We start from the raw sequence: 26,103 nt of genomic DNA, 5'->3' as shown, positions 1-26,103 counted from the left end.
GACAGCCTCTTAGGAAAGTACCAGTGCAACCTGCATCATCCGCCCATCTCGATCTAACAGGTCCTTAAAGGCATTGGGATTCATCCCGCCCTAATGGTCCCTTCCGGCGGAACAACAATCCCGGGAGCGCAGGTCTTCAGACCGGCTGGAATGGTCCCTCACTGCCGATCTCAAGACCGGCACTCCCAACGAACCCACCGTCCCTCCTTCGCCAGCCCTACTCTTCCTCCGCGACCCTCCGCGACCCTCCGCGACCCTCTGCGATCTTTGCGACTCTGCGGTTAAACTCCGCGGGTTAGATCCTTGCCTCCAACACCCCGGCCATCGACAGAGCCCGCGGATCATGGCAAACAAGGCATGCCGACATTCGCGATGCCTGAAGCAATCCAGTTCCACTGTCCGGCCTGCGGGATTACCCTGCGGGTGCCGGTGGCTGCTTCCGGCACCCAGGGCCCCTGCCCGCGTTGCCAGCAGGAGATCGTTTGCCCGGACCTGAGCACCGGCATCGGCGCGCGCCGTGCCGCTCAGATCCAGCCGCCCCCGGTCGCCGCGGCTCCTTTCCCCGCCGAGCCGCCGCGCCCCTCCCGCGATTCCGATCCTTTCAATCCCTTCAGCAGCCGCAGCCTCGGCCTAACAGCCCCGGCCCCGCAACCGGCCCCGCAACCGGCCCCGCAACCGGCTCCCCAACCCGAGCTCCAGCCGGAGCCCCAACCGGCCCCGCAACCGGAACCCCAACCGGCCCCGCAGCCGGCCCCGCAACCGGAACCCCAACCGGCTCCCCAACCGGCGCCCCAACCGGAGCCCCAACCGGAGCCCCAACCGGAGCCCCAACCGGAGCCCCAACCGGAGCCCCAACCGGAGCCCCAGCCGGCGCCCCAACCGACACCTCCACCGGTCCCTCAACCCGAGCCCCTTCCAGAGCCTCAACCGCAACCGGAGCCGCCGCTCGTTTCCCACGCCGAACCACCGGCCCCCGAACCCGCGTTCACATTTGCCGAACCCACGCCCGAGCCGATTCCCGACCGGCACTCGAAGCCCTTTTCCGAGCCCGCGCCTCAGACCGCGAGAAGAAGGGAGGCGCCCCAATCGTCCGGGGCAGCTTCCCGCAGCAAAGCGACGCGATCCCGCACCGCGCCCGAACCACCGCGGGCTGCCAAGGTCGCGTCACCGGGCATCGGCCCGGGGTGGGTGATGATCCTGCTCCTATTCTTCTCCCTGCTCGCCGCCCTCGCCGGCTTCGTCGCCGGCTACGGCTTCGGCTCAAAAAGCATTCTCCCTGACCCCTCGTCACCCGCTCTTCCACCCACAGCTCCCCAGCCAACCCCGCCCACCAAGGTCGAACCCATTTCCGACCCACCCGCGGAGTCGACCCTTCCAGAGCCACCGCCGACCCCGTCGCCTGTTCCGGCACAGCCGGAACCCCCTGTCGAATCAGACCCGACCGAATCGCAACCGCAGCCGGAACCGTCACCGATCAAGGTCATCGCAGCCCCGGAAGCCGCGCTCAAAGCCTTCCTCTCCGCGCCCGACTGGCGGTCTCGCGCCAAGCACACGCTCCACGGCGACCGGCTGCTGAAAAAGATGGAGGCCTACCATACCGACACCCCGGATGGCCCGACCAAGACACTTTCCCTAACAGTCGATGCCTCCCACGACGACCCGGAGAAGGGCACGAATCTCTTCACCTACCGCGTCGGCACCGAGACCCACCCCAAGGGCTTTCCCGTCGCGATCCTGCAAACGCCGGACGGCTGGAAGGTCGATTGGGAGACCTTCGTCGAATTCCGCGACGACCACTTCCGCCGCTTTGCCACAGGCGAGGGCAGCGACATCGGAGCCTTCCACCTGGTGGTAAGGAACACCCACTACTTCGGCGCGCCATTCTCCGGCATCGACAAGCTCACCGCCTTCCGCGTCGATCCGCCGCTGCTCGAGCGCGACCAATACGCCTTCGTCCCTACCGGCTCCGAGCTCCACAAGACCCTCGCCGCCGCCACCGAATGGGGCCACCCCTGCCCCGCCGTCCTCCAGCTCGCCCGCAAGAAGCAGCCCGACGGAAAGACTCATCTGGAGATCACGAGCATCCTCGCCCCAAACTGGCGGCCGCAGCAGTAAACCTCAGCGGCCTAACAGATACCCGCGGCGCAGCCGCCCTCGGACTGCTGCGGTCATCCGCAGCTTTCGAGTGCAGGGTCGAGAGCGCTTCCCCTGTGGAATGAATCAACCCTCCGGGATCGCCACAACGCACAGGAACAAACCTGCACCACCGTTCATTCGAAAGCTGCGAAAAAATCGCAGCAGTCCGAGGGCCTACGGCTCTCATGGCTCGAAGCCGTCAATCCGCCTGTCGCCCCAAAAACCTCTCCCAAGCCTCCGGAGAATCAATATCCCACACCGCATCACCAAAAGCCACCAGCGCCGTCCGGTGATCCGCCGCCACCGCCTTCGCCCCGCGATCCCCGTGCAATGCCATCAGCTCTTCGAAATGAAGCTTCGAAAACAAAGCCGGCGGCCCCGTCGCTTCGCCGTGATCGCACATTACAATGGTCGCCGCGCAAAGTCCTCCCTTCATCTCCTCTAACAAGTCTGCCGACACCATCGGCTGGTCGGCCAGCATCACCAGCACCGCCTCGAGATCCGGCGACAGCTCCAGCAACCGCTTCACCCCCGCCGCCAGCGAACTGCCCATGCCTTCCTCCCATCCGGGATGAACCAGCGTCTCGACACCCTCCGGACAGGGCCGCTCCAAGATCGCCTCCGCATGCGCACCAAGCACCCGCAGCACCGGCTCACAACCCGCCTCCAACGCCGTGCGACAGGCTCGATCGATCAAGCTCTCTCCCTCGATCTCCAGCAGCTGCTTCGGCGCGCCGAACCGGCTCGCCTTCCCCGCCGCCAAGATGACAGCACCGATCTTCATCCGAGCGACAGGACTTGTGGGTGAATGGTGCCGGTCTTGTCGCGGAGGAAGCCACCGCTGGCCCCCGCAAGCACGGCTTGAATCTCCGCCACAATCGCTAGGGCAATGCTCGCCGGATGATGCCCGCCAAGGTCCAGCCCCACCGGCGCATGCAGTCTCTCGGTGACCAAGGGATCTTCTAACAAACCCAGCCCGCCCAGCTCCGCCAACAGTGTCTCCCGTCTCCTCTTCGACCCCAGCAAGCCGATGTAACCATAGCCCGCCGGCAAGATCTCACGGAGGAATGCCAGGTCGGTCGCAAGGTGATGCGTCATCACCAGCACCGCCGTCGCCGGGTCGGGACGGAAGGCGCGGATCACGTCCTCCGCCGCCAGCACGTGAATGCACTCACCTGCCACAGGCGGGGTGTCTCCAGTCATGCGATGATCGCGCAGCACCCGGTGCCGCTCCCATCCAAGAGTCGCCGCAAATCCCAGCACCGGCTCCATGTCCGGCGTCCATCCCACCGCCACCAACCGCGGCGGCGGCACGACTTTCTCTAACAAATCACCAGCCTCGCCCGCAGCCGCACGGGTGCCCTGCGAGTCCGTCACCAGCAGCAGGCTCCGCCGCTCGAGCAACTCCGATTCGATCCGGCCAATCAGCTCCGGCCCGATCTCCTCCACCTGCACATGCAGCTTCCCCGGACAGCCGAAGTGCGGCCGCGTGTCGATGACCATCCGCTCCGGTCTCCCTTCGGAAAACACCTTCCGCGCGGTAGTCGCGATGCCTTCCTCCAGGCACCCGCCGCTAAGCGAGCCACAAAACGAAAGATCCTCCGCGATCAACATCCGCGCTCCCGGCTGCCGGTAGCTCGATCCCTCGCGTGCCACCAGCGTGGCCAGCGCCAGCCGCCCGCCACGGTGCTGCCGCGCGAAGTCGAAGAGAAAGGGCCAATCGCTCATGATGAATCGCAAGCTCGTCTCACCTTCCGCTCAAGTCCAACTCAGATCCTGCTTCGCCAATGGCAGCGTCCGCACCCGCTTCCCCGTCGCGGCGAAGATCGCATTGGTGATCGCCGGTGCGGTCGGCGGTAGCGCCGGCTCGCCGAGGCCCGTCGGCGGAAAGTCCGACTTCACGAAGTGGACCTCCACCTGCGGCGCGTCCTTCATCGTGAGCAGCCGGTACTCATGGAAGTTCTTCTGCTGCACCGCGCCCTCCTCCACCGTGATCTCCTGGAACCACGCCGCGCTCAGCCCGTCGATCATCGAGCCCTCCACCTGATTCTCCGCACCGCTCAAGTTCATGATCGGACCGACATCCACGCCCGCGGTCAGCTTGTTCACCTTGAGCTTGCCGTCCTTGCTCACGGTCACATCCGCCACCACCGCGACATAGCCGAGATGGCTGAAGTGGAAGGCGATGCCACGGCCGCGACCCTTCTCGAGCTTCTCGCCCCAGCCCGCCTTCTCCGCCGCCACCTTCAGCACGCCCTTCATGCGGGTCGCGTTGTAGGGCGCACCGCGGCCACCGCTCGGCGCCACCTCGCGGTCCTCGCCTAACAGCTCCAAACGGAACTCCAGCGGATCCTTCTTCGCGGCGACTGCCATCTCATCGATGAAGCTCTGGATCGCCCACCCCAGCGCACACGATCCCGGTGCCCGCCACCAACCGAGCGGCGTGTTGCTCGGAAAAATCGTCCGTTCCAGCAACAGGTTCGGCACGAACCGGCTCGGGAACTCATCCCCACCGAGATCCGCGCCATTACCGGGCCGATCATCGCTATTCAGCCCAAAGGTCACGAAGTGATCCGCCCACGCAACCAGCTTGCCCGCATCATCCACGCGTCCGCGGAAGCGATGCCAGCCCCCGGCGCGGTAGTAATCATGCGCCAGATCCTGATCGCGCGTCCAGGTCAGCTTCACCGGCGTGCCATTGAGCTTCTGCGCGATCGCCGCGCACTCGACCATGAAGTCCCCCATCAAGCGCCGCCCGAAGCCGCCGCCGATGCGGGTCATGTGGACCGTGACCTTGTCCTTCGGAATCTTCAGCGCCTTCGCGATGCCATCGATGCCCGAGCCGGGATTCTGCGTCGGCGCCCACACCTCGATCGCACCATCCTTGAAGACCGCCGTGCAGTTCTGCGGCTCCAGATTCGCATGCGACAGGTGCGGGTAGTGATACTCCGCGGCAATCGTCTTCCCATCATCGGGGAAGTCCGGCTCGCCGGTCTTGCGAATCTCCTTCCCCTCGCCCGGCATCACCTCGGCCGCCTTCTTTGCATGGGCGGCGAAGCTCTCCTTCGCCTCCGCATCCCACGACACCTTCAAGGCCTCCCTGGCTTTGAAAGCGCTCCATGTATCGTTCGCCACGATCGCCACCCCGGGCAGCAAGCCATAGTGATCGCCCGTGCCCTCGATCACGAAAGCATCCACCACACCCGGCAGCTTCTTCACCGCGTCGAGGTCCGCGTCCTTCACCTTGCCGGTGAAAACCGGGCACCGCACATAGGCGGCGTACTTCATGCCCGGATGCTTCTGGTCGATCCCGAACAGCGGTTGCCCCGTGACGATCTTCGGATTGTCCACACCGCCGATGCGCTTTCCTAACAGCTTGAAGTCCGCCACCTTCTTCAGCTTCACCGACTTCTCGTCCGGCACCGGCAGCTTCGACGCCGCGGCAGCAAGCGCCCCGTAGGACAGCTTCTTGCCGCTTGCCTTGTGAATCACCTCGCCCGCCACCGCCTCGCACTCGTCCACAGAAACGCCCCACTCCTTGGCCGCCGCCTCCACCAGCATCGTGCGGGCAATCGCGCCCATTCTACGAAGCCTGTCGTAGTTCGTGGGCGTGGACATGCTGCCGCCGGCCATCTGGTTGCCGAAAGCGGCCTGATTCACCGGTGCCTGCTCCACCGTCACCTTCTCCCACGGGATCTCCAGCTCCTCGGCAATGATCATCGGCAGCGAGGTCTTCACCCCCTGCCCCACCTCCGGGTTCTTCGCGAAGATCGTCACCAGCCCCTCGGGCGTGATGCGAATGAAAGCATTCGGCGAAAATGCGGCCGCAGCAGCCGCAGCGGTTTCCTCCGCGGCCTCCGCATTCCATCCAAGCAAGAAGCCGCCACTGGCAAGGGCGGACACGCGGAAAAACCCGCGGCGATCAAGAGAGGGCGTGTTCATTTCGCGGCGGCGGTATGGATGGCTTGGCGGATGCGCGTGTAGGTCGCGCAGCGGCAGAGATTCCCCGACATCGCCAGATCGATGTCCTCATCGGTCGGGTCCGGCTTTTCATTGAGCAGGGCCGTGGCGCACATGATCTGCCCTGCCTGGCAGTAGCCGCATTGGGCGACGTCGAGGTCGCACCACGCCTGCTGCAGCGCGGTCAGCTTGCCGTTCGTGGCGAGGCCTTCGATGGTGGTGACCTTGCGTTCGCCGACGGCGGAAACCGGCGTCACGCAGGCGCGGACCGCCTGCCCGTCGAGGTGCACCGTGCACGCGCCGCACAGGCTCATGCCGCAGCCGAATTTCGTGCCAACGAGATCGAGGTGATCCCGCAGCACCCACAGGAGGGGCGTGTCTTCGGCCACTTCCGCGGTGCGCGGCTGGCCATTGACCTGAAGCGTGAAGGTTTTCATGGAGTGAGCGTCTGCGATGCTAGCGGGCTTCCCGCGCGACGCAGCCAAAAAACGTCACGACGATGGCACCGGACGCTGGGAGCGCTCAGACCTTCGCCTTCTTCCCGGATTTCTTCGTTTTTTCCGCCATCACCAGATCGATCAGCCCGGGAAAACGCGCCTCCAGCTCCTCCTGCCGCACGGAGTTCAGGCAGCGTGTGCCCTCGGTGCGGGTGAGGATCAGCCCGGCCTCGCGCAGCACCGCGAAGTGATGCGACACCGTCGCCTTGGAAATCGTCAGCGGGATGTCGCCGCAGGCCAGCTCGCCGGCATCCATCAGCGTCCGCAGGATCTCGATCCGCATCGGATCCGACAGCGCTTGCATCACCATCGGCAGGGTGACTTCGCGGATCGATGGATGGGTGTAGGGCTTCATCGCGACGCAAGGTAGCACCGGTCCTTTGTTCGACAATCGTCGAAATTAAAATTTGACGCGCGCCAAAGTGGGCTTAGTTGTTCGACGAACTTCGAACAACCAACCTTTCCACCCCATCATGGAACATCGACTTCTCGGCGGCTCGGGCCTCAAGGTCCCCGTCCTCACGCTCGGCACCGGCACCTTCGGCGGCGATGGCCCGCTCTTCTCCGCTTGGGGTAATAGCCAGGTCGAGGACGCCAAGCGGCTCATCGACATCAGCCTGGAAGCCGGGCTGAACATGTTCGACAGCGCCGACGTCTACTCCGCGGGCCAGGCGGAGGAAATCCTGGGCAAGGCCATCGCCGGCCGCCGCGACGAGGTGATCATCTCGACCAAGTCCACCTTCCGCACCGGCGAGGGACCGAATGATCTCGGCTCGTCCCGCCATCACCTGACCCGCGCGATCGAGCGCAGCCTGAAGCGCCTCGGCACCGACTACATCGATCTTTTCCAGCTCCACGGCTTCGACGCGCAGACCCCGGTCGAGGAGACGCTCGCCACGCTCGATGGCTTCGTGAAGGCCGGCAAGATCCGCTACCTCGGCGTGTCGAATTTCTCCGGCTGGCACCTCATGAAATCGCTCGCCGTCACCGAGAAATACGGCTGGACCCGCTACGTCGCGCACCAGGCCTACTACTCACTCATCGGCCGCAGCTACGAGTGGGATCTGATGCCGCTCGGCCTCGACCAAAAGGTCGGCGCGGTCGTGTGGAGCCCGCTCGGCTGGGCCCGCCTCACCGGCAAGATCCGCCGCGGCACCCCGCTGCCGAAGGACAGCCGCCTGCAATCCCAGCTCAATGTGGATATCGCCCCGCCGGTCGATGACGAATATCTTTACCGCGTGGTCGATGCGCTCGACGAGGTCGCCGCGGAAACCGGCAAGACCGTCCCGCAGATCGCGATCAACTGGATTCTCCAGCGCCCAACCGTTTCCACGGTCGTCATCGGCGCGCGCAATGAAGAGCAGCTCCGCCAGAACCTCGGCGCGGTCGGCTGGAACCTTACAAAAGAGCAGGTGGCCAAACTCGATGCCGCGAGCGATACACCAAGGGCGTATCCGTATTTCCACCAGGCCTACTTCGAGCGGAACCCCTCGCCCGTCGCCTGAACCGAACTCACCAACCCCTCCGAAATTATGGACCTCCAACTCACCGGCAAACTCGCCCTCGTCACCGGCTCCACCGCCGGCATCGGTCTCGCCATCGCCAAGACCCTCGCCGCGGAAGGTGCCCGCGTCATCATCAATGGCCGCACCCAGGCCCGCGTCGATGAAGCCATCGCCGCCATCCGCAAGGATCTCCCCGACGCCGCCCTCGAAAGCTTCGCCGGCGACCTCGGCAAGGTCGAAGAGTCCGACAAGATCGCCGCTGAATTCCCCGACGTCGAAATTCTCGTCAACAACCTCGGCATCTTCGAGCCGAAGCCCTTCGAGGAAATTCCCGATGCCGATTGGTACCGCTTCTTCGAGACCAATTTCATGAGCGGCATGCGCCTGAGCCGCGCCTACCTGTCGAAGATGAAGTCACGCGATTGGGGCCGCATCATCTTCATCTCCAGCGAGTCGTCCTCCGACGTGCCGGCCGAGATGATCCACTACGGCGTCACGAAAACCATGCAGGTCTCGCTTTCCCGCGGCCTCGCGAACCTCACCACCGGCACCGGCGTCACCGTGAATACCATCATGCCCGGTCCCACCTGGTCAGAGGGTGTGGAGCAATTCGTCAAGGATCTCGCCCGCGACCAGAACAAGCCGTCCGAGCAAGTGGAGAAGGAGTTCTTCACCACCATGCGGCCGAATTCACTGCTGCGCCGCTTCATCCAGACCGATGAGATCGCCTCATTCGTCGCCTACATCGCCAGCCCACGCTCCGCCGCCACCAATGGCGCCGCCCTGCGCGCCGAAGGCGGCCTCCTCCACAGCCTCTTCTAACAAGCGTAGCTGGGGCATCTTGCCCCAGTCCGTTGGAGGGGCGTCCCGCCCCTCCCCTTTATCTCGCCTCGCCAAAAAAAGCCGCCCCTTCCACGCCACCATGAGTTCCTCCAAATCCTACGCCGCCCAAACCGCCACCTCCGCCCTCGCCCCGCTCTCCATCGAGCGCCGTGAGCCCGGCGCGCATGACGTCCACATCGACATCCTCTTCTGCGGCGTCTGCCATTCCGATCTCCACCAGGCGCGCAATGAGTGGCACAACACCATCTATCCCTGCGTCCCCGGCCACGAGATCGTCGGCCGCGTAACGAAGGTGGGCGACCACGTCACCAAGTTCAAGGAAGGCGATCTCGCCGCGGTCGGCTGCATGGTGGACTCGTGCCGCACCTGCACGAGTTGTGAAGCCGGACTCGAGCAGTACTGCCTGCAATTCCCCACCTTTACCTACAATGGCCAGGACAAGCACCTCGGCGGCATCACCTACGGCGGCTACTCGGACTCGATCGTCGTGGATGAGGCCTTCACGCTGAAGGTGCCTGCCAATCTCGACCTCGCCGCCGTCGCCCCGCTGCTCTGCGCGGGCATCACCACGTACTCTCCACTCCATCATTGGAAGGTCGGCCCAGGCCAAAAGGTCGGCATCGTCGGTCTCGGAGGACTCGGCCACATGGGCGTGAAGTTTGCCCATGCCCTCGGCGCCCACACCGTCCTCTTCACCACCTCGCCGTCGAAGGTCGAGGACGGCCTGAAGCTCGGCGCCAATGAAGTGGTGATCTCCACGGACGCCAATGCCATGGCGAAGCACGCCATGAGCTTCGACTTCATCCTCGATGCCGTCTCTGCGGAACATGACATCAATGCCTACCTCTCGCTTCTCAAGCTGGACGGCAATCTCACCCTCGTCGGCGCGCCGGAAAATCCGCTGCCAGTCGCCGCCTTCAATCTCCTGCTGCCGCGCCGCAGCTTCTCCGGCTCTGCCATCGGCGGCATCGCCGAGACCCAGGAGATGCTCGATTTCTGCAGCGAGAAGCAAATCGTCAGCGAGATCGAGATCATCGACATCCAACAGATCAACGAAGCCTACGAGCGTCTGCTGAAAGGCGACGTGAAGTACCGCTTCGTGATCGACATGGCCTCTTTGAAGAACTGAACCGAAACGAAAGGAACGAATCATGTCCAAGCTTCACACACCCGTCCGCATCGGCGCATGGGATCTCCCGAACCGTATCGTCATGGCCCCGCTCACGCGTTGCCGCTCCAGCGAAGGCCGAGTGCCGAACGCGATGATGGCCGAGTACTACAAGCAACGTAGTTCCGCCGGCCTGATCCTCGCCGAGGCCACGTCCATCTCACCGCAAGGCGTCGGCTACCCCGACACGCCGGGCCTCTGGTCCGCCGCGCAAGTCGAGGGCTGGAAGCTCGTCACCAAGGCCGTCCACGAAGCCGGCGGGCGCATCCTCGCCCAGCTCTGGCACGTCGGCCGCATTTCCGATCCGCATTATCTGAATGGCGATCAGCCCGTGTCCTCCAGCGCCATCGCCGCGCCGGGGCACGTCAGCCTGCTGCGCCCGCAGAAGCCTTATGATACTCCACGCGCGCTGGAGCTCACGGAGATCCCTGCCATCATCGAGGACTATCGCAAGGCCGCCGAGAACGCGCTCGCCGCCGGCTTCGATGGCGTGGAGATCCACGGTGCGAACGGCTACCTGCCGCACCAGTTTCTCAACGACCGCATCAACCAGCGCACCGACTCCTTCGGTGGCAGCATCGAAAATCGCGCCCGCTTCATGCTGGAAGCCGTGGACGCCGCCGTCTCCGTTTGGGGAGCAGACCGCGTGGGCCTGCACCTCTCGCCCAATCCAGACGACGATTCCGATCCCGCCGCCACCTATGGCTTCATCGCCCGCGAGGCCACGGCCCGCGACATCGCCTTTCTCTTCGTCCGCGAACCGCTCGGCGCCGACCCGCGCATCAGCAAGACCATCCGCAAGTCCTTCACCGGAGCCTTCATCGCAAACCAGGAGCTGACCAAGGCGGAAGGCGAACAACTCCTCGCTGCGAACGAAGCCGACGCCATCTCCTACGGCCGCCTCTACATCGCGAATCCCGATCTCGTCGAACGCCTCGCCACCGACGCCCCGTTCAACCAACCCGATCCCTCAAAATTCTACGGCGGCGGCCCCGAGGGCTACCTCGACTACCCGACGCTAGAGGAAGCCGGGCAGCCCGCCTGATCCACCGGCAGCGCCCATCCCCTGGGAACGCGGAATTCATTCCGCCCGAATGGTCCCCTGAGCTCACCACTCCAACAACGAAGTCAGGCGGGATAAACCCCGCGCTCCCAGTCCCTGCCCATCATCAACCTAATCCAACCCAATCACCCAATCCAACCCAATCCCCCCATCTAACAAAATGAAACGCCTAGCGGACACTCCCCTCTCAGTGCTCGACCTTTCCCCTCTCGCGGAAGGCGGCACCGTCGCGGACAGCTTCCGCAACAGCGCCGACCTCGCCCGCCACGTCGAAGCGCTCGGCTACCGGCGCTTCTGGCTGGCCGAGCACCACAATATCCCCGGTATCGCCAGTGCCGCCACGTCCGTCCTCATCGGCCACGTCGCGGCGGCGACCACCACCATCCGCGTCGGCTCCGGCGGCATCATGCTGCCGAATCACCCGCCGCTGATCATCGCCGAGCAATTCGGCACCTTGGAAGCCCTCTTCCCCGGCCGCATCGACCTCGGTCTCGGCCGTGCGCCGGGAACCGACCAAACGACCTCTCGCGCCCTGCGCCGCGATCCTTCCGCCGCCGACGATTTCCCGGATCAAGTCCAGGAACTCATCTCGCTGTTAGGCCCCGTAAAGGCCGCCCAACGAGTGAAAGCCATCCCCGGCGCGAACTCAAACGTGCCCGTGTGGCTGCTCGGCTCCAGCACCTTCAGCGCGCAGCTCGCCGCCTTCCTCGGCCTGCCCTTCGCCTTCGCCGCCCACTTCGCGCCGCGGCTGCTGCTCCAGGCGCTCAAGATCTACCGCGAGAATTTCCAACCGTCCACCGCGTGGCCGGAGCCTTACGCGATGGTCGGCCTGCCCGTCATCGCCGCGGACACGGATGAAGAAGCGCGCCATCTCTCGACTTCCGTCCAGCAGATGATCCTCCAGCTCATCCGCCACGCGCCCATCCCGGTCCCTCCACCCGTCGTCACCATGGACTTCCGCTGGAGCGCCGCCGAGAAGGCCGCAGTCGATGAACACCTCGGCGCCGCCATCATCGGCGGGCCGGAAACCGTCAAGGCCAAGCTCGAAGAAGTCCTCGCCGCTACCGGCGCCGACGAACTCATGATTCACTCCGGCTTCTACCGCCACGAGGACCGCAAGCGCAGCTACGAGATCGTCGCCGAAGTAGCGCGCCCATAAGGAGTGTCGACATTCTGTCGACACGGCATGGACAGCATGTCCACGCCCCTCACTCCCCATCCAACGGATCCGGCCTCCCCGGCAGTTCACTCCTCAATCCTCGTGACCTTGTAGCCCTTCTTCTCAAGCAGCGAGGGCACCCCTTCGGCACCCGCATAATGCGCTGCTCCCGCCGCGAAGAAATGAACCTTCGCCGGATCCTTCTTCAGGGTCGTCTCGATATAGTCCGCCATGATCCCGTCGCGCTTCTTCAGTATGGAATCCATGAGCTTCTTCATGACCGGGGCCTCCTTGCCTCCCGCAACCTCGGTCATCCACTCCAGCGCGAGGTCGTTGATCTTCTTCACATCGCCGGTGGCGTAGATCTCCGCCGCCTCCTTCATCCGGTCCTTTCCCGCACGCCGGTCTTTCTCAAGGAAGTCGAGGGTCGATGCGAGGAACGTGGTCTGCTCCTCTTCCGTCAGCGCATTGAAGCCTTCCACCTGATCCTTGATTTCCTGCATTCCGGCGGTCTTCTTGCCCTCCTTTTCCGCGCGTTCCCACAGCACCATGTCCAGTGGCTTGATGCCCTTCATCTGCTCCGGCAGGAAAGGCAGCGAATAGGCCACCATCCAGGTTTTCATCGGCTGGAATGGCGTGGCATCCAGCTCAGGATTGATCGCCTTCAATTCGGCCGCCAAGCGCTTCGCGAGGTCCTCGCCGATCACCGCATCGAGCTTCTTCCCGTCGTCGCGCATCATCAGCGGCATCGAAGCCATCTGGCTCTCCATGTCGAAAGCTGCTTCGGTGTGGACCACCGCGGACTCCTTGAAAGCCTTGTCCGCCGCCGGGTGCAGCGTCACCACCTTCTTGTCGCCCACATGCAAGGTGCCGAAGAGATAGGACGGCTTCTCAATGCCGGGCCCCTCGACCTTCCACAGCAGCGGCTTCGCCGGATGCTCCGCCTCTGCGCGCACGGGCGAGATGGAGCAAAGGACAGCCGTGGCGGAGATCGCTAGACAAGGAATCGAACGGGACAGGAGATACATGATCATCACTCTGGCAGCCCGCCGCGGCCCTGCACCAGTAGGAATTGCTGCCCGGTTTCCAATTACCGGATCAATCCCCATCCAGGGGATCCGGGCACTTGTCCCGCAACCGGCATTTCCCGCAGAACTCCCCGAGAAACAACTCATCCACCCAGCGGACGAGCTTCTCCAGATCCTCCCGCTCATCGGTAAGGAAGCCCGCCTCGAAGTTCCGCTTGTCCGCGTGCTTCGCGCCCATCCCGGCACCTGTTAGATTCGGCGAACCGACGAACGCCTTCTTGCCATCCGCGATCACCGCCTTCGTATGAACTCGCGGACAGAGCACCCGCTCGAAGAGATCGCTTTCCACCAGCACGGGATAGCGGTCGAAGTCCTCGCGGAACCGCGGCCCCGGCTCCTTCGCATGGATCAGGCGCACCGCCACCCCCTCCTCCACCAGCTCCGCCAGTACCTGGAGAAACGGCACCGCCCGCCTCCCGCGAGCGACATGCATGTCCTTGATATCCGCCGTGACGATCCACAGGAAGCGCCGCGCCTGCGGCACCAGCTCCCCGATCACCCGGGTGTGGATCTCCTCGTTCAGGATCAACTCGCGCACGTCGTCATTGAAGCCCGGCCCGGCCGATCCGTCGATCCCGCGATGTCCGAAAGGATCTCAATCATCTTCCGGTTCGTCACCGCGTCCTTCACCGCCAGCCGCACCGCGCGCTCGCCGAGATGCGAGCCCATCGCCGCGGCATCGCGAAGGAAGAGCTCCCGCTCGCGACACGCGGCCACGATTTCGCGGGCGGCAGGGACATCTTCCGGCACATGGGCCAGCAGGAAATTCGCCGAGCCCGGAATCACCTCCCAACCCAGCTTACGCAAATCCCTCGCCATCGAGTCCCGCAGCGAGGCCGTTTGCTTCCAACGACGAACATAGTAGCTCGTGCTTTCCAAAGCCTTCACCGCCGCCACCTGCGACGGCAACCCGACCACCCACGGCGGCGTGAGCGCGCGCAATTCTTCGAGGTGATGTTGCCCGGCGCACAGATACGCCACCCGCATGCCGCTGAGCGCATAGGCCTTCGACATCGACTTGCACACGATCAGGTTCTCGTGGCGCGCCACCAATCGCTCCACGCTCTCGCCGGTGTAGTCGATGTAGGTTTCATCGATCCACACGCGGGTCCGCGATGGCGCTGCCGCAAGGATCACCTCGATCTCCGCGGCCGTCAGGCCCCGCCCTGTCGGGCTGTTGGGATTCACCAGCACCACCAGATCCGGACCCGAGGAAATCCACTCCACGAGCTTTCCAATGTTCACCTCATAGCCATCGGCCCGCTCCAGCGGAAAGCGCTCCACCCGGCAGCCGATCACCTTCTCCAGCACGTGCGCATACTCGCCATAAGTCGGATCGAGCAACACGGCCCGCGACCGCGGCGTCAGCCATCGCGGCAATGCGCGGAAGATCAGATCGGACGAGCCCGCGCCGGGAAGGATGCAGGATTCGGGAACCCCACACGCCGCAGCAATGGCCGCCACCAGCCCTTCACAGGCGGTCGGCGGAGAAGTCCGCATCAGCCACGGCAGGTGCTCGCGCAGGGCCTCCATCACCGCCGGCGCCGGCGGGAACCACGCGTCGAGCACATCCGCATTGATGATCGATCGATGCCGCCCCAGCGACGCGAAGTCCGCACCGATCGCACCGAAGAATGCCCCGCCATGGAAACACGATGCCGGCTTCCGCAGCGGCACCTGCAATTGCCAGTCCACCGCGGCCTCGATGCGATCTAACAACTTCCTCTTCCGGTCCACCGTCCCGCGAAGGGTCGCGATCCCGGCGTGTAGCAGATCGTAGGTCACCGCACCGGCCTTCACCGAGCGCCCGGTGTCGCTCATGCCCGCCTTCAGATACATCGTCTTCACTTCGCGGCGACCGATCGCCACCACGCGGCTTCCACCGCGCGCTTCGATCCAGCGGAAGGCAGCCATCATCAGCGCCGCCGCCAGTTCCGAGGAGCGATGACCCGGCATCACCGTGAGCAGGCGGATCTCGAATAGACCCTCGTCCACCACGAAAGGCAGCTCATCGCGACCGAAGTACTTGTCGATCGAATAGCCAGCCTCACCCGGCGGCGTGATGCTGACGAAGCCCGCCAGCTCATCGCCATCCATCGCAACCAAGTAGCGGTTCGAGGCGTCGAGCGCATCGGTCAGCCTTGCCTCCGGATTCGGTGAATGCTGGCCGATCTCAAGCGCATAAACGCGGTGCCGTGCTCGATAGATTCGCTGGCGGATCTCCTCGCTTGCCCCGGTGATGACGATTCGATGGTCCGACATGCTGGGCATGATGCGGCCATTGCGTCATCGCCGGGCATCGATAATCCGATGCGACTCATCGCGAACAGCGATCGTCAGAATCTCACGAGGTCGGCTCACTCAGCTCGCTGCCGACCATTTCGGCGATGCCGGCAAAGGTCTCCTCGATCAGGCTCAGCGAGCGGTCGGACTTATAGAAGATCCCCCACTCGCGCTCGATCGGTTCGCCAGCGACCGGAATGCGCACCAGCGAGCCATCGTCGAATTCGCGCTTGGCGACCCATGGTGCGACCAAGCCGACACCGAGGCCGATCTTGGCCATGCCCTTGATCGCCTCCATGTCGCCGAGCACCAACGGCGGACGAAGCCGCACGCCGAGCTTGTCGAAGTGCTCCTCCACCAGGCGATGCGTCTCGGTCCCACGTGCGTAGGTAATGAACTGGACCTTCCCAAGATCCTCCGGATCCGCACGCCCGGTCTCGGCCCATGCATGGACCGGTGGCACGACAAACGTCAGCCGGTCACGGAAAAGCGGCCGATAGGCCTCCGTGGTGCCCACCCGCGGTCGCATGCCGAGCACGATGTCGAGGTCGTGGTCGGCCATCTTCTCCAGAAGCTTCGCCGTATCGTCCGCCTCGATCGTCGGCTCGCAGCGCGGAAAGCAGTCGCGGAATTCGCGCAGCACGGTTGGCAGCAGGAATTGGCAGAGCGAATGCGGCGCGCCGATGCGGATGCGTCCCTGGCCCCAGCGCTTCAGGCCGTCGAGTTCGCGCCCGGCGTCCTCCAGCTCGCCCAGCACCCGGCGGCAGCGGCGGAGAAACACCTCTCCCTCCTCCGTGAGCACGGTCTTCTTTCCCAGCCGCTCTAACAGGCGGCAGCCGAGGCTATCCTCGAGCGCCTTCATCGAGTGACTGATCGCCGACTGGGTAAGGAACAGCTTTTTGGCAGCGAGCGTGAAGCTCCCCTCGTCCGCCACGGATACGAAAGCACGGAGTTGGCGTAGGTCGGGCAGCAGGTCAGTCATGAACCGGTCTCATCGAAAATTCATCTGCAATCCAGCACGGGACATGCCAAGGGCGCGGGGTTGGCACCCTTTCCGCTACGCCAGCCGGTCATGGAGAGCCCCACCATCGTCGAATCCCGTTCGCCCATCCGCCTCGGCTTCGTGCCGTTGAACGATTGCGCGCCGGTCGCGGTGGCGCACGAGCTGGGACTCTTCAAGAGCTACGGCCTGAACGTCAGGCTGTCGCGCCAACCCGGCTGGGCCACGGTGCGCGACATGCTCTCCTACGGCGAGCTCGATGCCGCGCAGTCGATCGCCGGCCTCGCCTTCTATTTGGCGCTTGGCCTGAACAAGATGCGCCGGGAAATCGCGGTGCCGCTGGTACTAAGTGCCCATGGAAATGCAATCACCCTCTCCCGGGAGCTGCCGCCCGAGTCGATCCGCCGCGGCGAGGGCCTCGCCGCCCACCTTTCGCACCGCTGGCGGAAAAACCGGCCGTTCACGCTGGCCGCTGCCCACCGCTTTTCCTCTCACCACCTCTTGCTGCACGCGTGGCTCCGCCGTCACGGAGTCCAGCCCGGCCGCGATGCCGAGATCGTCTTCCTCCCACCGCCACTCATGCCGCGGAACCTCGCCGCCGGCCACATCGATGGCTATTGCGTCGGCGAGCCATGGAATTCGGAGAGCATCCTCGGAGGTCAGGGCTGGTGCCCGGCGACCTCCGCCGAGCTGGCCACCGGCCATCCGGAAAAGGTCCTGCTGGTCACCGGTGAATTCGCAGGCGACAGCCGCGAGGAATGCGTGGCGCTCGGAGCCGCGCTGCTCCACGCCTGCCGCATGTGTCAGGACCCGGCCTTCCGGAATGAACTGATCACCATCCTCGCCAAGCCCGCCTACACCGGCTGCTCGCCGACCACCCTGCGCAACAGCCTCGGCCCTGTATTCGACTCCGGCCGCGGCAACATCGACGCGTCCGATTTCCACCTCTTCTTCGGCGGCGACCTGAATTGCCCCACCGCCGACAAGGCCTCGTGGTTCCTCTCCGGCATGCGCGGCGCCGGCCTGCTCCCGGAAACCACCGCCGCCCCCCTCACACGGCTCTACCGCCAGGACCTCTACCGCGCCTCCGAGAAGATCCTGCTGCCCGCGTGACCTCATCCGCCATCCGAATCCCCGCGTAGTCCGGGAGCGCCATCCGAATCCCGGAGGGATTCCAGCAAGTAGCCGGGGGTTGAGCGCAGCGATACCCCCGGGTCCGCAATGTCATGAGAGGAATCCCGGATGGGATTCAAGCCGGGCGCGAAGAACGGACACGACCACCCATCATCTTCATCTCCGCTTTATCAAGCCAGCGCGCGGTGCATTGCTAACCTCGCTGGAATCCTCCTCCGGGATTCGAGAGGTTTTGGGAGAACGATTCTACGGATTTTGCGCCAGATTGACCCATCCATGCATATCCCGCATGCATATGGCCCAGGAAAATGAATTCCGCCGATTTCAAGGCGCCCGATATGAAGCCCTCTTGCCGGGCGCATGAGATTTCACCGCATGCAACTCATCGCCACGTTGGCACCATGGCGTGGAGAAAGCTGTTCCAAGGGTGATTCACATCCTCGCCATGAACCACAGCCAACCTCTCTCGCGCCGCGACTTCCTCGCCCGCTCCACCAAAGTCACCGCCCTCGGCCTTCTCGCTTCCGGCCTGCCCACCGGCTGGGTTGGCGCACAGACCGCCTCCGATGCCCCCGAGACCGCGAACGTCAATTTCGGCATCATCGCCCTGACCGACTGTTCGCCCATCGTGATCGCCCACGAAAAGGGACTCTTCAAGAAATACGGCATCAACTCCACCGTCACCAAGGGCGCGAGCTGGGCGGCCATCCGCGACTCGCTGGCCAATGGCGACATCCAGGCGACCCACATGCTGCTCGGCATGCCCATCGCCTCGACCATGGGTCTCGGCGGCGCGCCGAAGGTGCCGATGGTCGTGCCGTGGATCCTCAACCGCAACGGCCAGTCGATCAGCCTCGCCAACTCGCTAAAAGGAAAAGTCGGTGCCGATCCGAAGGCGCTCAAGCCTCTGGTCGATGCCGCGAAAGCCTCCGGCAACCCGATGACCTTCGCGATGACCTTCCCGCCGGGCACTCACGCCATGTGGATCCGCTACTGGCTCGCCGCTGGCGGCATCAATCCCGGCGACGCGGCGGGCGCAGGGGCCGACATCTCCCTCATCACCATCCCGCCGCCGCAGATGGTGGCAAACATGCAGGTCGGCAAGATGGATGGCTTCTGCGTCGGCGAGCCGTGGAATGGCAAAACCGTCGCCGACGGCATCGGCTTCACCGGCATCAATACCCAGGCGATCTGGAAGGATCACCCGGAAAAGGTATGCGCCTTCACCGAGGAGTTCGCCAACAAGAATCCGAAGACCGTCAAGGCCATCCTCAAGGCCCTCCATGAAGCCAGCGTCTGGCTCGACGTCATGGAGAACCGTCCCGAGCAGGCGAAGATCGTCAGCGCTCCCACCTACATCAACTGCCCGCCGGAATCGATCCTGCCACGCCTGCAGGGCAAGTACGACATGGGCGACGGCCGCAAGTTCCGCGACCCGGACTATATGATCTACAGCAGCCGCAACTGCAACTACCCGCAGCCGAAGTACTGCAAGTGGTGGCTCACGCAGCTTCGCCGCTGGGGCTTCACGCAAGGCGCGCCGGACTATGAAGCCATCACCAAGCAAGTGATGCGCACCGATCTCTACGAATCCGCGATGAAGGAGATCGGCTATACCCACGACGGCCTCAGCAATGCTGCCGAGTCGTTCTTCGACGACACCAAGTTCGACCCCACCGCCGACATGGAAGCCTTCGCCGCGTCCTTCTCCGTCAAGACCCTCAAGGGCTAACCCTCTCCTGATCTTCTTCCTGGTTGCACATTCGGTTCCCCGCGGGTGCCCGGTGCCGGGACGCCCGCGGGCTTTCTTCCTCACTCGTTCGTTCCCATGAAATTTCTCCAATCTCTCAAGCTCGAAATTGTCCTGTTGCCGCTCGTCGGCATCATGCTTTGCCTCGGTGGCTGGGCCATCATCTCCGGCAAAGCTTCCACCACCACCCTGGTCGACGACTGGGGCGACACGGTCACCAAGACCGAGCGCCACGGCATTTCCAAGAACCTGCCATCGCCCACCGAGACCTGGACCGCCAGCAAGCCCTACATCGTCGAACCGGTCGCCAAGCGCGGTGAACTCGACCAAGGCATCCTGCGCTTTGCCTGGCTGTCGCTGAAGCTGGTCGCTCAGGGTTACTTCATCGCGCTGCTCATCGGCACGCCGATCGGCTTCCTGCTCGGCCTGTCGAAGAATTTCACCAAGGCCTTCGACCCGATCATCCAGATCCTCCGCCCGGTTTCGCCGCTCGCATGGCTGCCACTCGGCATGGTGCTGTTCAGCGGCCTGAGCATTGCGGATGCGAACGGTCGCGTGACCTTCGGCACGTCGGATGCTGCCGCCCTCTTCACCATCGCCATCTGTGCCATGTGGCCCACCGTGCTGAATACCGCCGTCGGCGTCCGCGCCGTCCCGCAGGACTACCTGAACGTGGCGAAAGTACTAAAGCTCTCGAAGATGAAGACGCTCTTCAAGGTGCTCATTCCCTCGGCACTGCCCTACATGTTCACCGGCTTCCGCCTCTCGCTCGGGATCGCTTGGCTGGTCATCGTCGCGGTGGAAATGCTGATCGGAAAGCCCGGTGTCGGCGGCTTCCTGTGGCAGCAGTACAATGCGAACAGCTACGCCCACATCATCCTCTCCATCCTCACCATCGGCGTGATCGGCTACGTGCTGGACCGCTTGATGAGCGTCGTGGAAGGCCGCTTCCGGACCGCGTGAACAGACCATAGGATCTAAAAGCCACATACGACCTATGCCACCTATTCTCCAGCTCACCTCGGCCTCAAAAAGCTTCGGCCGCGGCTACGCGCAGACCACCGTCCTCCGCGACCTGAACCTCACCGTCGAGGAAGGCGACTTCGTCTCCATCATCGGCTACTCGGGCACCGGCAAGAGCACCCTCATCAACCTCGTCGCCGGCTTGCTCAAGCCGGACACCGGCACGGCGAAAATGGACGGAGCCGACATCAAGGGCCCCGGCCCCGAGCGCGGCATCGTCTTCCAAAACTACTCGCTGCTGCCGTGGCTCACCGTCACGGAAAACGTCCGCCTCGCCGTCGATCAGATCTTCCCGAAAATGTCGGAGAAGGAACGAGCCGACCGCGCCGCAGAATACATCGACATGGTCAAATTGACCCCCGCTTCCGGGAAGCTCCCACGCGAACTCTCCGGCGGCATGCGCCAGCGCGTGTCGGTCGCCCGCACGCTCGCGGTGAACCCGCGCATCCTCCTGCTCGATGAACCGCTGTCCGCGCTCGACGCCCTCACCCGCGCCACCTTGCAGGACGAGATCGCCGACATCTGGCAAAAGAATCGCACCACGGTCATCTGGATCACCAATGACCCCGATGAAGCATTGCTCGTCGCCGACCGCGTGATCCCGCTCCTACCCGGCCGCGACGGCGCCACACTCGGCGAAGAAATCACCGTCGATCTCGCCCGCCCCCGCGACCGCAAGCAACTACTAGGAATGCTGGAGTTCAAGGACCTCAAGCTGCGCCTCGTCAATACCCTGCTCGGCGCGAAGAAGGACAGCACCCCGGTGGTCACCAAGAAGCTCTCGCCGCCGGACATCCTGCCCGAAGACCTCGCCAAGCCCCGCAGCTCCTCCTTCTTCGACCGCCCCGCCCCGCGCCGCCGTTCCCAGCTCCACCGCGAGGAACTCCAGATCGAGGTCTGACCGCAAAAGTGGCCGCGGCTTCCAGCCGCAAGCCCTCAATCACCCAATCTCTTAATTCCCTAATTTCTCAATCTCCATGGCCCCCGTCCTCGAACTCTTCAAGCTCTCCAAGGCCTACGGAAAGGCCGTCATCGTCAAGGAGTTCAACCTCAACATTGCTCCCGGCGAGTTCGTCACCCTCATCGGCCACTCCGGCTGCGGGAAATCCACCGTGCTCTCGATGGTCGCCGGCCTCACCGGCGTGACCGACGGCGCGATGATCCTGTCCGGCCGCGAAACCACCGAAGCCGGCCCCGACCGCGGCGTGGTCTTCCAGTCTCCCTGCCTGCTGCCGTGGATGACCGCTTTCGAAAACGTCATGCTCGGCGTGAACCAGGTTTACTTCACCGCGCCCAAAGCCGAGCGCAAGGAGCTCGCCGAATACTACCTCACCGTCGTCGGCCTCGGTGGCGCGATGCACAAGTATCCCGGCGAGCTTTCCCAAGGCATGCGCCAGCGCGTCGGCATCGCCCGCGCCTTCGCCCTGCAGCCGAAGATGCTCCTGCTCGACGAGCCCTTCGGCATGCTCGACGCCCTCACCAAGATGGAGCTGCAGGAAGTCCTGTTAGAACTCTGGCGGCGCAACAAGCTCACCACCCTCATGGTCACCCACGACGTCGATGAGGCCATCTTCCTCTCCGACCGCGTCGTCATGATGACCGACGGCCCCGAGGCCGAAGTCGGCGACATCCTAACGATTCCCTTCGAGCGTCCCCGCAACCGCGCCGCCATGCTCGCCGACCCCCGCTACCCGGAAATCCGCAACCACCTGCTGACCTTCCTCAACGAGCGCTCCCACATCCGCCCGAGCCGCATCGTCTCGCCCGAGCCGGAAATGATCGCCGCGTCAGCGCGCCCCCTGCCCGCCGGAGCGACCGCCTCAAGCCACTGAAAAGGCGTAAGCCAATCCATCCGTAGGCGCGGTGGTGACACCGCGGAAGCTACCTGAAAAGCGGCGGTTTCCCTCGGTTCCCGTGTTCTCACGACTGCGCCTACGGCCGAGAGAATCGAGCCGCCAGCGTCCAAACTGCTCCCCGGCGGAACTCCCGTGAGCCGGATTCATGCATCCGGTGCCGGTGAATTCATCCCATTCCCACCGCATCCGGCCATCCCCGCATGCCGGATGCTCCTTCAACCGCTGAACAAACTCGCGCCATGGTCAATCTCAGCGACTCCGGCTTCACCGCCGAACAAACCTCCTACCTCTCCGGTTTCGTGTCCGGCATCCTGCAGGGACGCGAACTTCCGTTCCTCGGGCAGGACGGCGACAGCCGTTTCACCCACGAGCCCGAGCAGGCCGTCTTCGGCACCCCGCTCGAGGACCTGTGCAAGGAGGAACGCATCAAGCACCAACAAAACGGCCTCGATTGCTACGACGCCATCCTCGCCAACGCCGCCGCCCGGATGTTCCCGCAAGATGGCGATGTCTTCCGCTACAAGTTCTACGGCCTCTTCTTCGTCTCGCCCGCCCAGGAAAGCATCATGCTCCGCTGCCGCATCGCCGGCGGCGCACTGAGCACCTACCAATTCCGCGGCCTCGCCGAGATCGCCCAGGACTGGGGCCCCGGCCACGTGGACCTCACCACCCGCGCGAACGTCCAGATCCGCGAGCTGATGCCGGAGAACTGCCCGGCGGTCCTGATGAAGCTCGATGACATCGGCCTCACCTCGCAGGGCTCCGGCGCCGACAATATCCGCAACGTCACCGCCACCCCCACCACCGGCTTCGACCCCACCGAGTTGATCGACGTGATGCCCTACGCCCGTGCGATGCATCACTACATCCTGAAGAACCGCGACCTCTACGGCCTGCCGCGGAAATTCAATATCTCCTACGACTCCGGCGGCTGCGTGTCCGTCTGCGCCGATACCAATGACATCGGCTTCTACGCCTTGAAGGTCGGCGAAAACGACCAGGGCATCGCGCCCGGCGTCTACTTCCGCATGCAGCTCTGCGGCATCACTGGTCACCAGCAATTCGCCACCGATTGCGGTGTGCTACTGACTCCCGCCGAGACTATCCCGGTCGCCGCCGCGCTGATCCGCGTCTTCATCGAGAACGGCGACCGCACCAATCGCAAGCGCGCCCGCCTCAAATACCTCGTCGATGACTGGGGCTTCGCCAAGACCCTCGAGGAAACCCAGAAGAAGCTCGCCTTCCCGATGCGCCAGTTCCCGCTCGAGTCCTGTGAGGCTCCGGCACCAAAGGACAAGCAGGGCTACCTCGGCATCCACCCGCAAACGGACGGCAAGCACTACATCGGCGTCTGCACTCCCGTCGGCCGCATGACCGTCGCCCAGATGCTGGCGCTGGCCGATGTCGCCGACCAATTCGGCCGCAGCGAGATCCGCCTGACCGTCTGGCAAAACCTCATCATCCCCGGCGTCTCCGAGGAAAACCTGCAAGCCGCCCTAACAGCCATCCAGGCCACCGGCCTCGATCACCGGAACCACAATCTCACCGGAGGCCTCATCGCCTGCACCGGCAGCCGCGGTTGCAAATACGCCGCCGCCGACACCAAGGGCAACGCGGTCGCACTCGGTGCCCACCTGGCGTCCAAGATGATCCTCGACCAGCCGGTCAACATCCACCTCACCGGCTGCCAACACTCCTGCGCCCAGCACTACATCGGCGACATCGGCATGATGGGCACCCGCGTGAAGATCGAGGACGGCTCCACGGTCGATGGCTACAACATCGTCCTCGGTGGCGGCTGCGATGACCAGCAGTTCATCGCCCGCGAAGTCTGGAAGTCCGTCAAAGCCGACGAGCTCAACCCCCTCGTCGAGCAACTCCTCTGCGCCTACCTCGCCGGGCGCAACGAAGACGAATCCTTCGCCTCCTTCAGCCGCCGGCTAAATGTCGAAGAACTCCAAGCCCTGGTCGATCGCAGCGAAACGACCATCGCCGCCGCCTGATGCCTTCTTCCACTGATCACTGATCACCGATCACTCGTCACTTCCCGTGCCTTCCACCCTCCAACGTCTCCCCGCTATCCCGGCTTCGAAAAGCCGTCACGCGCCGACCGCGGACGTCCGCACCTTGATCGATGATCTCATCGCGGAGCAGAAGACGCTGCAGACCCCGATCGCCCGCTACTCCGATTACCACGACACCGAGCCCGATCTCGCCCCGCACTACCGCACGCTGATCCCCCTCACCAAGCCGGGCGATGGCGAGCAGTATGCCTTCGAGGTTTCGCTCGACCGCTGCACCGGCTGCAAGGCCTGCGTCTCCGCCTGCCACTCGCTCAATGGCCTCGATGACGAGGAAGCATGGCGCGATGTCGGCATGATCCACGGTGGCCGCAAGACCCCGGGCTGGCAGCAGACGATCACCACCGCCTGCCATCACTGCGAAGACCCCGGTTGCATGAATGGCTGCCCCGTCGGCGCTTACGAAAAGGACAAGGACACCGGCATCGTCCGCCACCTGGACGACCAATGCATCGGCTGCTCCTACTGCATTCTCAAGTGCCCCTTCGACGTCCCGAAATACTCGAAGAAGCGCGGCATCGTCCGCAAGTGCGACATGTGCCACCAGCGCCTCGCCGAAGGCGAAGCGCCGGCCTGCGTGCAAGCCTGCCCCACCGAGGCAATCCGCATCGTCAAGGTATCCACCGGCAAGAAGGAAACGCCTGTTTTTCTAACAGGTGCGCCCGACCCCGCGATCACCCGTCCGACGACCCGCTATGTCGGCCGCGAGGTGCCGGAGAGCGCCACTGCCGCGGACCGCGAATCGCTGGTGCCCGAGCATGCGCACTGGCCGCTGGTCCTGATGCTCATGCTCACCCAGGCCGGCGTCGGCATGCTCGTCGGCGGCATCGGAAACTCCGTCACCACCATCCTCGCCAGCGTGCTGTTCTTCGCCGGCATGGGTGCCTCGGTCCTCCACCTCGGACAACCGCTGAAAGCCTGGCGCTTCTTCCTCGGCCTCCGCACCTCATGGCTATCGCGGGAAATCCTCGCATTCTCGATGTTCGCTCCGATCCCGATGGTGCTCGCCGCGCTGCCCTTCCTGCCCGACTTCCCCTACAAGGATCTCGCCACCCGCATCACCACGCTTTCCGCACTTCCTCTCGGCCTGATCGCCGTCTTCACCAGCGTGATGATCTACCACGATACCCATCGTACTTCGTGGCGCTTCCGGCTCACCGCCGGCCGCTTCTTCGGCACCGTCGCCACCTTCGCCGCGCTGGGCAACTTGCTCGCGCACCCATCGCCGCTCCCCACGCTCCTCTTCGCCGTTGCAGTCATCGCGAAGCTCATCCCGGAAGTCCGCATCGCCCACCTCGCCAACGACCGCAATGCCGATTGGTCACCGGACCTCCACACCGCGAAGCTCCAGCGCGGGCCGCTCGGCATGATCTACGAGGCGCGCGTGCTACTCGCCCTCACCGCCGCCGCGTTCTCCTTGCTCAATCCGTGGATCACGCTGCCGCTGCTGCTCGCCGCCGAACTCTTCGAGCGCCAGCTCTTCTTCCAAAGCGTCCACGCGCCGAAGATGCCGGGCAGCTTCGGACCGAGGCGGGCCCATTGAAGAGCACCGGCTGA

The 26,103-nt window shown here is 64.4% G+C and carries 22 protein-coding genes; 13 read left to right on the top strand and 9 right to left on the bottom strand.

Features of this window, described 5'->3' with window-relative positions:
• The first annotated feature begins 1,191 nt into the window (after positions 1 to 1,191).
• Positions 1,192 to 2,115, top strand: coding sequence for a hypothetical protein (locus OKA05_RS27740; RefSeq protein ID WP_264490478.1), 924 nt, complete (start codon positions 1,192 to 1,194; stop codon positions 2,113 to 2,115).
• Positions 2,116 to 2,335: 220 nt separating this feature from the next.
• Here the strand turns inward: OKA05_RS27740 and OKA05_RS27735 are convergent, their stop codons facing one another.
• The 5 genes from OKA05_RS27735 to OKA05_RS27715 all read right to left on the bottom strand — a co-directional run bounded on the left by OKA05_RS27735 (position 2,336) and on the right by OKA05_RS27715 (position 6,948).
• Positions 2,336 to 2,920, bottom strand: coding sequence for a nucleotidyltransferase family protein (locus tag OKA05_RS27735; RefSeq protein WP_264490477.1), 585 nt, complete (start codon positions 2,918 to 2,920; stop codon positions 2,336 to 2,338).
• On the bottom strand, positions 2,917 to 3,864 hold the full coding sequence (locus OKA05_RS27730) for an XdhC family protein (RefSeq protein ID WP_264490476.1): 948 nt from the start codon (positions 3,862 to 3,864) through the stop codon (positions 2,917 to 2,919). Before OKA05_RS27730 ends, OKA05_RS27735 begins: the two co-directional genes overlap by 4 nt.
• Positions 3,865 to 3,894: 30 nt before the next feature.
• Positions 3,895 to 6,078 carry a xanthine dehydrogenase family protein molybdopterin-binding subunit gene (locus OKA05_RS27725; protein WP_264490475.1) on the bottom strand — a complete coding sequence of 728 codons (2,184 nt, stop codon included), beginning with the start codon at positions 6,076 to 6,078 and terminating at the stop codon, positions 3,895 to 3,897.
• Positions 6,075 to 6,533: a (2Fe-2S)-binding protein gene (locus tag OKA05_RS27720; protein WP_264490474.1), complete on the bottom strand. Its 459-nt coding sequence runs from the start codon at positions 6,531 to 6,533 to the stop codon at positions 6,075 to 6,077. Before OKA05_RS27720 ends, OKA05_RS27725 begins: the two co-directional genes overlap by 4 nt.
• An 85-nt stretch (positions 6,534 to 6,618) precedes the next feature.
• A complete protein-coding gene (locus OKA05_RS27715; RefSeq protein ID WP_264490473.1) occupies positions 6,619 to 6,948 on the bottom strand; it encodes an ArsR/SmtB family transcription factor in 330 nt (109 codons plus the stop codon).
• Between the two features lie 118 nt (positions 6,949 to 7,066).
• Here OKA05_RS27715 and OKA05_RS27710 point away from each other — a divergent pair, with 118 nt between their 5' ends.
• From OKA05_RS27710 to OKA05_RS27690, 5 genes are all read left to right on the top strand, one after another.
• Entirely contained in the window at positions 7,067 to 8,098 is a 1,032-nt protein-coding gene (locus tag OKA05_RS27710; protein WP_264490472.1) for an aldo/keto reductase, read from the top strand.
• 27 nt (positions 8,099 to 8,125) lie between these two features.
• A complete protein-coding gene (locus OKA05_RS27705) occupies positions 8,126 to 8,920 on the top strand; it encodes an SDR family NAD(P)-dependent oxidoreductase (RefSeq protein WP_264490471.1) in 795 nt (264 codons plus the stop codon).
• A 100-nt stretch (positions 8,921 to 9,020) separates the two neighbouring features.
• Positions 9,021 to 10,070 (top strand): NAD(P)-dependent alcohol dehydrogenase, encoded by a 1,050-nt coding sequence (locus OKA05_RS27700; RefSeq protein ID WP_264490470.1) that lies wholly within the window; start codon positions 9,021 to 9,023, stop codon positions 10,068 to 10,070.
• A 22-nt stretch (positions 10,071 to 10,092) separates the two neighbouring features.
• A complete protein-coding gene (locus OKA05_RS27695; protein ID WP_264490469.1) occupies positions 10,093 to 11,154 on the top strand; it encodes an alkene reductase in 1,062 nt (353 codons plus the stop codon).
• A 178-nt stretch (positions 11,155 to 11,332) separates the two neighbouring features.
• A complete protein-coding gene (locus OKA05_RS27690) occupies positions 11,333 to 12,331 on the top strand; it encodes an LLM class flavin-dependent oxidoreductase (RefSeq protein WP_264490468.1) in 999 nt (332 codons plus the stop codon).
• 86 nt (positions 12,332 to 12,417) lie between these two features.
• Here the strand turns inward: OKA05_RS27690 and OKA05_RS27685 are convergent, their stop codons facing one another.
• The 4 genes from OKA05_RS27685 to OKA05_RS27670 form a co-directional block, all read right to left on the bottom strand.
• Positions 12,418 to 13,287, bottom strand: coding sequence for a TraB/GumN family protein (locus OKA05_RS27685; RefSeq protein WP_264490467.1), 870 nt, complete (start codon positions 13,285 to 13,287; stop codon positions 12,418 to 12,420).
• Between the two features lie 142 nt (positions 13,288 to 13,429).
• A complete protein-coding gene (locus OKA05_RS27680) occupies positions 13,430 to 13,957 on the bottom strand; it encodes a phospholipase D-like domain-containing protein (protein WP_264490466.1) in 528 nt (175 codons plus the stop codon).
• Entirely contained in the window at positions 13,945 to 15,681 is a 1,737-nt protein-coding gene (locus tag OKA05_RS27675; protein ID WP_264490465.1) for a histidinol-phosphate aminotransferase family protein, read from the bottom strand. Before OKA05_RS27675 ends, OKA05_RS27680 begins: the two co-directional genes overlap by 13 nt.
• A gap of 82 nt (positions 15,682 to 15,763) precedes the next feature.
• Positions 15,764 to 16,684, bottom strand: a complete 921-nt coding sequence (locus OKA05_RS27670) for a LysR family transcriptional regulator (protein WP_264490464.1) — start codon at positions 16,682 to 16,684, stop codon at positions 15,764 to 15,766.
• 90 nt (positions 16,685 to 16,774) lie between these two features.
• Between OKA05_RS27670 and OKA05_RS27665 the strand changes: the two genes are divergently transcribed.
• The 7 genes from OKA05_RS27665 to OKA05_RS27635 all read left to right on the top strand — a co-directional run bounded on the left by OKA05_RS27665 (position 16,775) and on the right by OKA05_RS27635 (position 26,089).
• On the top strand, positions 16,775 to 17,815 hold the full coding sequence (locus OKA05_RS27665) for a CmpA/NrtA family ABC transporter substrate-binding protein (protein WP_264490463.1): 1,041 nt from the start codon (positions 16,775 to 16,777) through the stop codon (positions 17,813 to 17,815).
• 466 nt (positions 17,816 to 18,281) lie between these two features.
• Positions 18,282 to 19,568: a CmpA/NrtA family ABC transporter substrate-binding protein gene (locus OKA05_RS27660; RefSeq protein ID WP_264490462.1), complete on the top strand. Its 1,287-nt coding sequence runs from the start codon at positions 18,282 to 18,284 to the stop codon at positions 19,566 to 19,568.
• A 96-nt stretch (positions 19,569 to 19,664) separates the two neighbouring features.
• Positions 19,665 to 20,549, top strand: a complete 885-nt coding sequence (gene ntrB, locus OKA05_RS27655; protein WP_264490461.1) for a nitrate ABC transporter permease — start codon at positions 19,665 to 19,667, stop codon at positions 20,547 to 20,549.
• A gap of 34 nt (positions 20,550 to 20,583) precedes the next feature.
• A complete protein-coding gene (locus OKA05_RS27650; RefSeq protein WP_264490460.1) occupies positions 20,584 to 21,510 on the top strand; it encodes an ABC transporter ATP-binding protein in 927 nt (308 codons plus the stop codon).
• Positions 21,511 to 21,586: 76 nt separating this feature from the next.
• Positions 21,587 to 22,441 carry an ABC transporter ATP-binding protein gene (locus tag OKA05_RS27645; protein ID WP_264490459.1) on the top strand — a complete coding sequence of 285 codons (855 nt, stop codon included), beginning with the start codon at positions 21,587 to 21,589 and terminating at the stop codon, positions 22,439 to 22,441.
• Positions 22,442 to 22,704: 263 nt separating this feature from the next.
• Positions 22,705 to 24,468, top strand: a complete 1,764-nt coding sequence (locus OKA05_RS27640; RefSeq protein ID WP_264490458.1) for a NirA family protein — start codon at positions 22,705 to 22,707, stop codon at positions 24,466 to 24,468.
• Positions 24,469 to 24,514: 46 nt separating this feature from the next.
• The gene (locus OKA05_RS27635; RefSeq protein WP_264490457.1) at positions 24,515 to 26,089 is read left to right on the top strand and encodes a DmsC/YnfH family molybdoenzyme membrane anchor subunit; all 1,575 of its coding nucleotides are present in this window, start codon (positions 24,515 to 24,517) and stop codon (positions 26,087 to 26,089) included.
• Positions 26,090 to 26,103 lie beyond the last annotated feature (14 nt).

The sequence above is a fragment of the Luteolibacter arcticus genome (assembly GCF_025950235.1).
In the GTDB taxonomy this organism is placed as follows: Bacteria; Verrucomicrobiota; Verrucomicrobiia; order Verrucomicrobiales; family Akkermansiaceae; genus Haloferula; species Haloferula arctica.
Note: the sequence above shows the minus strand (reverse complement) of the source record. Positions and strands in the feature narration are given on the sequence as shown.